Origin of the sequence: Alteromonas sp. D210916BOD_24 (genome assembly GCF_047159385.1) — a bacterium.
In the GTDB taxonomy this organism is placed as follows: Bacteria; Pseudomonadota; Gammaproteobacteria; order Enterobacterales; family Alteromonadaceae; genus Alteromonas.
On the sequence record NZ_AP038333.1, the window covers coordinates 3,744,312 to 3,756,522 of the forward strand.

At 45.7% G+C, this 12,211-nt stretch carries 12 protein-coding genes; 1 reads left to right on the forward strand and 11 read right to left on the reverse strand.

The genetic code is table 11. The features are described from left to right. Positions 1-3: 3 nt before the first annotated feature. From ACMCM8_RS16260 to ACMCM8_RS16280, 5 genes are read right to left on the reverse strand one after another with little or no spacing between them, the layout of a single operon-like run. On the reverse strand, positions 4-651 hold the full coding sequence (locus ACMCM8_RS16260; RefSeq protein WP_412723629.1) for an SCO family protein: 648 nt from the start codon (positions 649-651) through the stop codon (positions 4-6). Further along, a complete protein-coding gene (gene cyoE, locus ACMCM8_RS16265) occupies positions 648-1,565 on the reverse strand; it encodes a heme o synthase (RefSeq protein ID WP_412723630.1) in 918 nt (305 codons plus the stop codon). The genes ACMCM8_RS16260 and cyoE overlap by 4 nt, the downstream gene beginning before the upstream one ends. Next, positions 1,558-2,724: a COX15/CtaA family protein gene (locus ACMCM8_RS16270; RefSeq protein ID WP_412723631.1), complete on the reverse strand. Its 1,167-nt coding sequence runs from the start codon at positions 2,722-2,724 to the stop codon at positions 1,558-1,560. The genes cyoE and ACMCM8_RS16270 overlap by 8 nt, the downstream gene beginning before the upstream one ends. 5 nt (positions 2,725-2,729) lie before the next feature. Beyond that, complete coding sequence (locus ACMCM8_RS16275; protein ID WP_412723632.1) at positions 2,730-3,287, reverse strand: hypothetical protein; 558 nt, start codon at positions 3,285-3,287, stop codon at positions 2,730-2,732. Further along, a complete protein-coding gene (locus ACMCM8_RS16280) occupies positions 3,280-3,984 on the reverse strand; it encodes an SURF1 family protein (protein WP_412723633.1) in 705 nt (234 codons plus the stop codon). Before ACMCM8_RS16280 ends, ACMCM8_RS16275 begins: the two co-directional genes overlap by 8 nt. Positions 3,985-4,029: 45 nt before the next feature. On the opposite strand from ACMCM8_RS16280, the gene ACMCM8_RS16285 reads away from it, so the two are divergent. Then, complete coding sequence (locus tag ACMCM8_RS16285; protein WP_412723634.1) at positions 4,030-4,239, forward strand: DUF2909 domain-containing protein; 210 nt, start codon at positions 4,030-4,032, stop codon at positions 4,237-4,239. A gap of 17 nt (positions 4,240-4,256) precedes the next feature. Here the strand turns inward: ACMCM8_RS16285 and ACMCM8_RS16290 are convergent, their stop codons facing one another. From ACMCM8_RS16290 to ACMCM8_RS16315, 6 genes are all read right to left on the reverse strand, one after another. Beyond that, on the reverse strand, positions 4,257-5,135 hold the full coding sequence (locus tag ACMCM8_RS16290; RefSeq protein WP_412723635.1) for a cytochrome c oxidase subunit 3: 879 nt from the start codon (positions 5,133-5,135) through the stop codon (positions 4,257-4,259). A gap of 23 nt (positions 5,136-5,158) precedes the next feature. Continuing rightward, entirely contained in the window at positions 5,159-5,746 is a 588-nt protein-coding gene (locus tag ACMCM8_RS16295; protein ID WP_412723636.1) for a cytochrome c oxidase assembly protein, read from the reverse strand. Positions 5,747-5,851: 105 nt separating this feature from the next. After that, positions 5,852-7,465, reverse strand: a complete 1,614-nt coding sequence (gene ctaD / locus ACMCM8_RS16300; protein ID WP_412723637.1) for a cytochrome c oxidase subunit I — start codon at positions 7,463-7,465, stop codon at positions 5,852-5,854. Between the two features lie 9 nt (positions 7,466-7,474). Continuing rightward, entirely contained in the window at positions 7,475-8,638 is a 1,164-nt protein-coding gene (coxB, locus tag ACMCM8_RS16305; RefSeq protein WP_412723638.1) for a cytochrome c oxidase subunit II, read from the reverse strand. Positions 8,639-9,223: 585 nt separating this feature from the next. After that, complete coding sequence (lexA, locus tag ACMCM8_RS16310; protein WP_412723639.1) at positions 9,224-9,850, reverse strand: transcriptional repressor LexA; 627 nt, start codon at positions 9,848-9,850, stop codon at positions 9,224-9,226. A gap of 163 nt (positions 9,851-10,013) precedes the next feature. Then, positions 10,014-12,122 (reverse strand): TonB-dependent receptor, encoded by a 2,109-nt coding sequence (locus ACMCM8_RS16315; protein ID WP_412723640.1) that lies wholly within the window; start codon positions 12,120-12,122, stop codon positions 10,014-10,016. Positions 12,123-12,211 lie beyond the last annotated feature (89 nt).

The following is a 12,211-nucleotide window of genomic DNA, read 5'->3' on the forward strand; positions in this document are numbered from 1 at the left end:
TTACTACTTCGAGATTATCACTGGCATATCTTCCAGTATTTGCTGAGAATCACTTATCGACAGCTTTCCTGGCTCTCTTTTTGGCTTAAATCTTCCTATCACCCGTGCTTCGGGGTCGATAAGTACGACAGACGCACTATGGTCAACTAAATAATTTGGGTTATCGGTACTTTCCGCTATCGCATACATCATGCCTAAATTTCGTACAAATGGAAATAGCGACTTATGTTCACCCGTAATTGCAATAAACTCTTTATTAAAATAGCTCACATATTCAGAAAGTCTACTTATTGAGTCTCGCTTAGGGTCTACAGAAACAAAAACTACCCGAATGGGCATGTCGCTATCTATTTGTTGAAGTTGGGGGTAAATGGCATTTAATTCAGCCATGGTAGTAGGGCAAATGTCAGGACAAAACGTATAGCCGACGAAAACCAAACTCCATTGCCCCATTAATGATGAGCGAGTAAAGGGGTTACTCTGATGATCGGTTAACTCAAAAGGCGCAAGCGCTCTTGGCTCGGGGTAGGACTGAAAGTACTGAGGTTCTAGCTTTGATTTAAAGCCAGGCGGAGCGATATAAAGCGCTCCGACTATACCGGCGCAAAGTGCAATAAAGGCTGCGACACCGACTATTATCCGCTGATTCATAAACTTAATGGTATGTAATGGTCCAAGAGTAGTACCACAAACAATACCATGAGATGAATGATAGAAAACTTAAAAGTTTTCATCGCCGTTTGACTATCGGCGGCAAACTTTAGTTTCAGCGCATAATACAGGAAACCCGCATTAAGGGCAGTGGAACCGACAAGATAAATCAAGTCGCTCATGCCAACTAAATACGGTAACAAGCACACCAACTGTAATAATACGGTATAAAGCAACACGCAAGTCTTAGTGAATGCCACGCCATGTGTCACAGGTAACATGGGGACTTTCGCTTTTGCATAATCCTTTTCTCGGTGGATAGCGAGCGCCCAGAAGTGGGGCGGTGTCCAAGTAAAAATGATTAAAACCAAGAGTAACGCATGGGCGTGAAGTTCTCCGGTTACTGCGGTCCAACCAAGCATAGGAGGGGCTGCACCCGCTAAACCGCCAATAACAATGTTTTGGGGTGTAGCGCGCTTTAAATACATCGTGTAGATAAATGCATATCCGACTAAACTCGCTAAGGTTAACCACGCCGTAAGCATATTGACAAACAGTGCCAATATCGCAAATCCTACTACGCCAAGAGCAAAAGCAAACCACAGGGCGTTGGCGACACTCACTTTTCCTTTTGCCACAGGACGGTTAAACGTTCTCGCCATCATGCTGTCTATTTTGTGGTCAACCACATGATTAATTACCGCTGCAGAGGCTGACAACATACCAATCCCCGCCAACCCACAAACTAATATTGTTGCATCAACCCAATTGGCGGTAGCTAAACACATTCCCACAAGCGCAGTAAGCAATAACAACATGACCACATTGGGTTTGGTCATTTCATAGTAGTCCCGCCACGAAACTGCTTGAGAAGAACGGGCACTACGGGCGTGCAAAGAAACGGATTTAGCCATGGAAACCTCCAGACGCTTTAGTGATCGAATGAGAAGAATAAGAAGCAGAAGATGCATTTGCAGCCATAACGATAGGTGAGTTGCCCACCTTCGCGTGGCGCTGGCCCCCAAAAATAGATACAGAGCGCCTGTTACTCAGTGGGGTTAAATAATAAACTAATGCCAGTAATGAAAGCAGCAGTATGGCAGCAACGGCATTGTGCAGTACGGCAACCCCTAGAGGTAACATAAACACTACATTGCTTATTCCTAACGCCACCTGAAGGATTAAACTGCCAAGTACAAACTGGGCAATTCGTTTGATGGGGGCTGATGTACGTTGACTGAATAGCACGCTAATGCCGAGCGCCACAATGTAAACAAAGGTAACCAACGCACCGGCGCGGTGAAGTATATGCATGGTAACTCGCTCACCATAATCATGAGCACCAAATTCATAGTTTTCTGCTTCTGGCACACTGTAGGCGCCAACAACATCAAGCCTCTCTTGCCAGCCACTTTCACAAATGGGTAATTCGGTACATGCCAGCGCCGCATAGTTAGCCGATGTCCAACCTCCCAGGGCAATCTGTACCACCACAATGGCCACGCCAACTAACGCAAAGCGACGTAGTTTGTGTTGAGTGTGCGATATTTTTTCAACGTCATCTAACGGCACGGAATTACTATGCTTAAATGTAACAGCGTCAGGTTGATGGTCGCGTAACCTTAAATAGAGAATAAACAGACACGCCAATACGCTAAAGCCGCCCAGTAAATGCCCCATCACCACCACGGGTAACAGGTTAAGGGTGACGGTCCACATACCTAGTGCTGCCTGAAAAATAATTAGGCACAACAATACAACAGGCAACCTAACGGGTGTCCCGTTATGTCGTCCTTTCACAGCCAGTACCGCGATGGCAAGTACACATAAGCCTAAGGTGCCAGCAAAGTAGCGGTGGATCATTTCGTTCCATGCTTTAGCGGCTTCTACAGGACGTTCCGGGTATGCCGCGTTTGCCGCAGCTACTTTTTCTTCGCTCAATGGTACTGTGACGTGGCCGTAGCAACCTGGCCAATCTGGGCATCCTAAGCCAGCATCTGTAAGTCGGGTATATGCACCTAGTATAATAACCACCGCGGCGAGAAAAATACTGAATAAGGTTAATTTTCTCATCGTACTTACCCTATACGAGACAGTTTCAGAAGCTTGCGAATGTCTGCCAGCATATTGCGACTTTCCATCACGGCATCTTTCCTGTCGTCCTTCATATGATAGAAAAGCATGGCATTGTTTTGCGTATCGACAATGTAGACACTATTGCTGTCAAGTTGTGGCAACTTGGCACTGTTTAACGTTGCCACATGCGGGTATTCAGACAGTGCGTTAAGTGCAGCGCTATCGCTTTGATCAGTAGTTATGACCAAGGCCTCGGTGCGATCAGATTCCTTGCCTAACGCGAGCCATACTTGATTAATACTGAACAGTGCATTCTCGCAACTGTTGTCACACTGTGCAGGTATAACATAAAGCAAACGCCACTTAGGTTGTGTATCAGCCAGTACCGCATCCATATTGATCGTGGGCGTCAGCAATTGCCCTTTGTTCGTCGCCGCTTTATTAAACCAATCATTGTCTAATGCCAGCTTAGCCATAATCACGGGTATCACAAATACCCCAACCATCATCAACAGGGTTTTCTTTGAAGCAAAGTTATTTTGGGGAGCGACATCAGTCATTGCTACGTCCTTTTTTACTAATCGCAAAACCACCAATAGCAGCTGCAGCAATGGCTAAGCCAAACCATTGAACTGCGTAGCCTAGGTGCTTTTCTGGAGACATCACCACGGGTTGATAGTCCCGCACGAATAAGGGATCTTCCGTAGTAAGTTGAATTACAAAAGGGAGTAAGGAGTAACCCAGCCGCTGACTAAGTGTATCGATACTAATTTCTTGAATAACCGCCGGATAAGCCGTATTCCCTTCATTACTGTCTTGAATAAATGGGTTGTGGCCAGGAATAGTCACAACGCCTTGGTACATTGCGACCTGTTGTTCTAATTCCACATCGGGCAAACTGCGCGTTAAATCGGGAGCAGGCACCCATCCGTAATTGACTAATAGCCATCCCGCATTGGTGTTTACTGGCGCCAATACATCAAACCCTATGCGCTTGTTGTGGATTTGATTGTCCAGCAACAACACCTGTGAACGATCGACAACACCTTGAAAGTTAACCTCTAAATCTCTTGGCTCTGTGTGAGACAAGGCTTCAAGTAAACTCAGTCTTCCATTAGCTTGCTTTTGCGCTATGCTAGCTAAACGCTGTTGCTTTTGAACCATGCGTTCAAGTTGCCAAACGCCTAAAGCACACATTACTGCCACACTGATGCCAGTGAGTAAATAAGGTAACCATGTGCCAAAACGTGAAGCCATACTTAGCAAGCCTTACGAAAACCAATAATAAAAACAGAGGTCGTTATGTTGATAAAAATAATCCTTGTCGCACTCGTCATTTATATGATCGTCAATTTATTTCTTGCCATGCGGGTGATGATGAAAAACGATCCTAAAAATGGGCCTATGAGCAAATATATCGGTCGCCGTGTCCTTACCTCAGTCATTATTGTCGTTATAATTTTAATTGCTATTGGTACCGGATTGATTACGCCAAACCCCCGACCTTATTAAGGTTTGGCGCAATATTGTTAAAGTACGTAAACAAAGATATAGAGCATCACCCATACCACATCGACGAAGTGCCAGTACCAGCTCCCGGCTTGAAATGCGAAGTGATTGTCAGGGGTAAAATGCCCTTTTAATACTCGGAAAAATAATACGATAAGAATTATGGTACCCAGGGTCACGTGCATACCGTGGAAACCTGTCAGCATGAAGAATGTATTGCCGTATATGCCAGACTGAAGCGTTAAACCCAGTTCTTGATAGGCGTGAATGTACTCTTCAACTTGCAGGAATAAAAAGCCGCAACCCAACAGTATGGTTACCCCGAGCATCAAAGTAAGTTGTTTGCGCTTATTCTGCTCTAAACCTACATGCGCAAAGTGAAGGGTTACTGACGACACTAAAAGTATAACGGTGTTAATAGTGGGTAAGCCCGCTGCACTCATTTCCTGCGTAGTAATACCGCCAGGTGTGCTGACAAGGGGCCACATCGCCTCAAAGGAAGGCCACAACACTTCATTTGTCATCGCGTTGTTTGAATCGCCACCTAGCCAAGGTACGGCAATAAATCTGGCATAATACAAAGCGCCAAAAAATGCCGCAAAGAACATGACTTCAGAAAAGATAAACCAACTCATTCCTTGTCGATAAGAACGGCCTAGCTGATCGCTATAAAGGCCGGCCATAGACTCATCAATTTGATTTTTGAACCATCCGACAAGCATGACAAGTAAAACGGCAATGCCGGTAAACAGAATGTGGCCGCCATAACCAGACTCTCCTCTGGTTGCTTCCACCACAAAATTACCCGCTCCTACGGCAATGAGGAACAGCGCCACTGCACCCACGATAGGCCAGGGGCTTTGCGCGGGTACGTAATATTTTTGATATTCTTGCTGCATTTTTTCTCTCCTTGTCCCTATGCCTATTCACCTGACTGAGGTGTGTTTACCATAAAGGGATTCGGTTTAGTCGTTAGGTCACTGGCTCTCGCTGTGACGTCATAGAGTGTGTACTGCAAAGTAAAATACGTAATGTCTTTTGGAAGCTGAGGATCCACATAAAACTGCATGGGCATGTACGCTTCGCTCCCTGCATCTAGGGGTTGTTGGTTAAAACAGAAACACTCTGTTTTATTAAGGTACAACGCTGCCGTGCCGGGCGATACTGAAGGGATCGCTTGCGCCACGATATTGCTGGAAGCCGGATTTTTCACGTAGAAAGAAACGGTATTTAACTCACCGGGATGCACTTTTATCCGCTTAGTTTCCGCGCGAAACTCCCATGGCATTCCTGAGTTTGTGCGGGTAATAAACTCCACTGTCACTTCTCTGGAGTTATCAACCTCAACAGATTGATAAACCGCCGCCGTGCCTTCAGTTTTGCCATTAATACCCGTCACATCACAAAACACATCGTATAAAGGTACAAGTGCAAACCCAAAGCCAAACATGCCAATCACGATACCCACTAACTTCAAAACCATTTTGTTATTAGCATTTAACTGTGACATTAGCGCCCCCTACCGGCCGTCTTTAACAAGGGGCGGATGTGGTTGCGTGAACCCGTAGCCTATACCACAGCACGCGATTACACCCGCTCCTGTAAAATGTGCCAATTACTTCACCACAGGTGGTGTTTCAAACGTGTGATATGGCGCAGGCGAGGGGATCTCCCATTCCAAGCCTTCTGCACCTTCCCACACCTGAGCGGAAACTGGTTCACCTTGCTTCTTACACGCTTTGATAAGCAGCGCGAGGAAAATCAGCTGTGACAAGCCAAACGCAAAGCCACCTAAACTAATCCACTTATTGAAATCGGCAAACTGCAACGCATAGTCAGGAATACGACGAGGCATACCGGCCAACCCTACAAAATGCATAGGGAAGAACAACACGTTAACTGAAATTAGTGAGCACCAGAAATGCCACTTGGCCAAGGTGGTGTCATACATCTTCCCGGTCCATTTAGGTAACCAATAGTAAACGGCAGCCATAATCGAGAAGATAGCACCAGTGACCAGTACGTAATGGAAGTGTGCGACCACGAAATACGTATCGTGATATTGGAAATCTACCGGTGTAATGGCCAGCATCAATCCAGATAACCCCCCTATGGTAAACAGCACAATGAAGGCAATCGCAAACATCATTGGCATCTCGAAACTCAACGAGCCTCGCCACATGGTGGCCACCCAGTTAAAGACCTTCACGCCGGTGGGCACAGATATCAGCATAGTGGCGAACATAAAGAACATCTCCATGTACACTGGCATCCCCGTGGTAAACATATGGTGAGCCCACACCACAAAAGAAAGCAATGCGATAGACGCCGTGGCATAAACCATCGAAGCGTAACCGAACAGTTTCTTGCGTGAAAAAGTAGGTACAATTTGTGAAATGATACCAAAGGCTGGCAATATCATAATGTACACTTCAGGGTGCCCGAAGAACCAGAAGATGTGCTGGAACATCACAGGATCACCGCCACCCGCAGCATCAAAGAAGCTGGTACCAAAGAACTTATCGGTAAGCACCATGGTAACCGCCCCTGCCAATACCGGCATAACGGCAATAAGCAAAAACGCGGTAATCAGCCATGTCCACACAAATAGAGGCATTTTCATCCACGTCATACCAGGCGCACGCATATTAAAAATGGTCACGATAACGTTGATTGCCCCCATAATGGATGAGATCCCCATTATGTGCACTGAGAACACAAACAAGCCCGTAGAATCACCACTGTAAGTAGTTGAAAGCGGCGCATAGAATGTCCACCCAAACGCTGGACCGCCCCCTTCCATAAACAGAGAGCTCAATAGTATTAGAAAGGCGCCCGGCAGGATCCAAAAGCTCCAGTTATTCATTCGTGGCAGCGCCATATCCGGTGCACCAATCATCATGGGTACTAACCAGTTGGCAAGACCGGTGAATGCCGGCATGACAGCACCAAAAACCATGATCAACCCATGTACCGTGGTCATCTGATTGAAGAAGTTAGGATCGACTATCTGTAAACCCGGCTGAAACAACTCAGCGCGAATAACCATAGCCATCGCCCCACCCACCAAAAACATGATGAAGGCGAACCACAGGTACAACGTGCCAATATCTTTGTGGTTAGTCGTAAATAGCCAGCGGGTAATGCCCTTTGGAATGTGATCGTGATGGTCGTGGTCGTCGTGGTGCACAGATGAATCTGGCGACATGACCTCAGTTGCTTTGCTCATAATTCGCTCCTAGTTTCCTGTAGCCACAGCATTAACATCTTTTGCCTGCACCATATCGCCGGTATTGTTCCCCCACGCATTACGTTCGTAGGTCACAACAGCGGCAATTTCTTTTAAACTCAGCATCTTGCCGAAAGCCTGCATGGCGGTTCCTGCTTTTCCGTGCAATACAATATCGATATGGCCCTGCTGATCTTCCAATGCCATTTTGCTGCCTTTAAGGGCAGGAAAAACCCCAGGAAGGCCTTCGCCATTTGGCATGTGGCACGCTGCACAGGTTGCGTTGTAAACGCGTTCCCCTTCTTTCATGAGTTCATCCATTGACATATTCATCGACAATAGACGCTGCTCTTCCTCTTTCGCCAAACGAACCCGTTCTTCCTGCTCATTCATCCATGCTTCAAATTCAGCGGGTTCTTTTGCAATGACCACCACAGGCATATACCCGTGATCCTTTCCACAAAGCTCCGCACATTGACCGCGGTATATACCGGGTTCATTCACCTTAGCCCATGTTTCATTGATAAAACCGGGGTTGGCATCTTTTTTCACGGCAAAGTCAGGTACCCACCATGAATGAATCACGTCGTCTGAAGTAATGAGAAAACGTACTTTTTGACCCGTAGGAATAACCAGAGGGCGATCGACCTCTAGCAGATAGTTGTCGGTTTTTTCGAACTTGTTTTCAATCTGCTCCCGTTGGGTAGCCAGCAGTGAATAAAACTCAACGTCGCTATCCATGTACTTGTAGTGCCATTTCCACTGCGAACCCGTAACCAGTACTGTCATGTCTGGCTCGGAAGTATCTTCCATGGCTATCAAGGTATTCGCCGCTGGAATAGCCATAAAAATAAGAATGAGGAAGGGGATAACTGTCCAGGCAATTTCCACTTTTACGTTTTCGTGAAAATTGGCCGGCTTAGCGCCGCGGGATTTTCGATGCAGGTACATTGAGGCAAACATGACCCCAAACACAACTACGGCTATTCCTACACAGATGAAGAACATAAGCATATGCAAATCATACACTTGGCCACTTATGTCAGTGGCACCTCGCCGCAGGTTAAGGGAAGAATTCTCTTCAACCACCTCCTGTGCGAACAGAGAAAATGAAAAGGACAAAAGCATCAGACTGGCCAATCCTTTTGCGATGACGGTCGTAAGTTGTTTCACTCAGCACCTCCGTAATGGTAGAACCATTAACGCCAAATGTTGTTGCGCGCTGTCCCTACCAGATGGTTTGCGAACGATTGACCCATAACCGCAACTTGTAAAACAAGTTTAGAGTCATTGTTATTATTTTGTTAATCTCTGTATAAGAATTGCGCAATAATGACGTGCCGTCTAGTCTTTTCTGTTAAAATTTTGACGAAGTGCTCAATAATTAAGCAAAGTTAATCTCTGGTTCACCGAATAGAAAATACAATATTTAGCGTGATAAGGCTTATCACTTGAAGATATTCAAACGGCTATTTTGAACGTAGGCAGGGCAATATGTGCAGTAATATTGCTCAAAATATCAGTAGGTAAGATGGTGTTTTTGTAAAATTTCAAACAGAAGGCCTAAAAAAGACACCTCTAGCATGGCATTAAAAATAATATGTGTTATTGCTGTTATTAAGGAAATATTAGCCAAAATAACTTTCGCTAGTTGCGCAGAAATTTCAAGCAAACTCCCTTAGCGAGTAATTAAAATTGCAAAGTTAACTCGAAAAAAAAGCGGCTTGTACGCCGCTTTTGCTTAAAGGTCATAAAACTTTACATCCAGTCGCCATTTCTGATCACGCCTACTGCGATCCCTTCAATGGCAAAATGCTCGGTAGCCAAATCAACGCGAATAGGCGAAAACTCTTCGTTTTCTGCATGAAGTAGCACTTCACGACCGCGTTTTTCAAGTCGTTTGACTGTTACATCTTCATCGACTCTGGCCACCACAACCTGTCCGTTGTGAACATCTGTAGTGCGGTGAACAGCAAGCAAATCACCGTCTAAAATACCGATATCCTTCATACTCATACCGTTTACGCGCAACAGGAAATCAGCTTGAGGTTGGAACAAAGCGGGGTCAACTTTATAATGCGATTCAACGTGCTCCTGAGCAAGAATCGGCTCACCCGCCGCCACTCGGCCTATCAGCGGTAAACCTTCTTCTTCCTGAGTATCATCTTCTAACGGAATATTTAATTTAATTCCTCGAGACGTTCCTGGAAGAATTTCAATAACGCCCTTACGCGCCAATGCTTTTAAATGTTCTTCTGCCGCATTAGCGGAGCGAAAGCCAAGTTCACGAGCAATCTCCGCCCGTGTAGGCGGCATACCCGTTTCTTGCATAGTCGTTTTAATTAATTCTAAAACTTCTGATTGTCGAGCTGTGAGTGGGCGCATAAAAGACCTGTCTGTTCATACAGTTCCTGTAAGTATATACACCTAAAAGTAAATAACAAGCGCTTACTGACAAGCCAATGTAAAAAGGCGACCAAAAGGCCGCCTTTCATTATTTACTTACCGTCCGGCTTTATTTAATCGCCCAACAACTTAGTTTCATGACTTAGAATTGATATTGCACACTGATACGTGCATTAAGAGGTTCGCCCGTGGCAATGTTGTCGTTGTTATGCGCTGACGGGAAATAGTCTTTATCAAACAGGTTTTCTACGTTAAGTTGAACACTCAAGTCTTCGCTGTAGTCGTAATAAACTGCGGCATCAACGCGAGTGAAACTAGGTAGTTCAGTGGTATTGCTCAGGGTGGCGTACTGCTCAGACTGGTGAATAAGACCCAACCCTACACGCCACTGCTCGTTGAGCGCGTATTGGTTCCAGAGCGTTAACATGTGCTCAGGCAGTTGCGCCAATTCACGGTTAGCCAAACTACCGTTAACCACCCGCCCCATTTCCTCACCATCGAGGTTGCTGTACCCTGCGTTGATAGACCATTTGTCGGTCAGTTCACCAACGATCTGTACTTCAAAACCTTTGGTCTGTGTGCCCGTTAAAATTGAACGTTCAGGGTTATTTGGGTCTAGTGCAGTACCGTTTTCGCGCTCTACTTCAAAGGCTGCAGCAGTTAAACTCAGTTTATCAGTCACATTGTACTTAATACCGATTTCTTTGTTTTCAAACTCTTCAGCGTCTAAGGCAGCGCTGCTAAGTGATAACGTGAGAAACTGATCGCCAGAGCGCGGTAAGAAAGACTTACTGTAGCTGGCATACAAACTCATATTTTTACTCGGCTTATAAATCAAACCAGCACGAGGCGACACTTGCGAATCTGAACTGGCTAATAAGCCATTGTTACCGTCGTCACTGCCGTTTGCCACTTCGATAGTATCAACTACATCAATATCAAAATTGTCGTAGCGGAAGCCGGCTACCACAATCCAGTTGTCATTCAGTTTAATTTCATCCTGAACAAAGGCAGACGCAAAAGTAACGTCTGACGCTCTATCACGCACTGGCGATGTTAATGTCATAGAAGGAATAACCAGTGGATCAGTGAAAGCAAATGTCACCTGATCGTCCTGACTCACTTCAAAAAACGCATCGCGACGGGCATTACTGGTGTCCTGGCTGCCATATTCAAACCCGGTTAGCACGGTATGCTCAATGTCACCTGTGGTAAATTGACCGATAAGGTTCAACTGCATTAACACGTTTTCCCGTGATGTGGTGTCGCGGTAGCCATCAAGTGTCACTTCCACCGTATCGGCATTAAAGTTAACGGGATAAAGGTTTTGATAGGCTTTGTCGTAATCCGCGAACTGCAATGTACCGTTTACACTCCAGTTTTCACTCAGCGTGTGATCGATGCGCGCGCGGGCGATATGTGCTTCAAGGGTGGTATTGTTGAAATCTGGGTTACCAAAATAGGTATCGCGATGCCCTTCAAGTGGTGCATTGTTTAACGATGGTACGCCACGGTCCACTAAACGGTCATCGTTTACGTATTCGTAGGAAGTGACTAGGGTAGTGTCGTCATTTACGACCCATGTGTAAGTAGGATTAAGCGCAAAACGCTCACCGTCTTTAAAATCACGATGATTATCGATGGTGTCAAACACGCCATTAAAACGAAACGCTTGATTGTCATCGATGACTTTATTGGTGTCTACACTGATAGAGCCCGCAGAAAAGGTATCCATTGCTGCACTAAGACGCGTGAAGTCTTCAGTTGTTTCCGCCACTTTAGTCACACGGTTTACTACGCCGCCGCCGCCACCGCGACCAAACAACAACGCATTGGCACCACGAAGGATTTCTACACGCTCAAGGTTATAAAGCGGGCGGAAATACTGTACGTCGTCACGCAGTCCATCGACGAAGAAGTCCGCCGTTGTGTTTTGACCGCGAATAGTAATTTGATCACGGTGATCTTCACCCAAGCCAATACTGACTCCTGGGGTGTATTGCATCACGTCAGCTACACTGAAAAGCGCCTGCTGCGCAATTTGCTCTGCACTTACAACAGAAACAGATTGAGGCACATCAACAAGTAATGTGGGAGTTTTCACACCCGCGGCTGCCTGCTGGCCGAAAAAGGCACCGCGCACCGTAACGCGTTCAATATTTTCTTCTTTTTCTTCGACATTTTGCGCCATTGCTGTCTGGGTAAGTAGCAACGCTGCTGATACACAGAGTACTGATTGTTTAAGTCTCACCGATCACTCCAAAACTAATGCAAATAATAAAAATTCTTATTTCGGATAATGGTATAGAATATTGAAGAATATGTAAAAGGTGTTTTTAA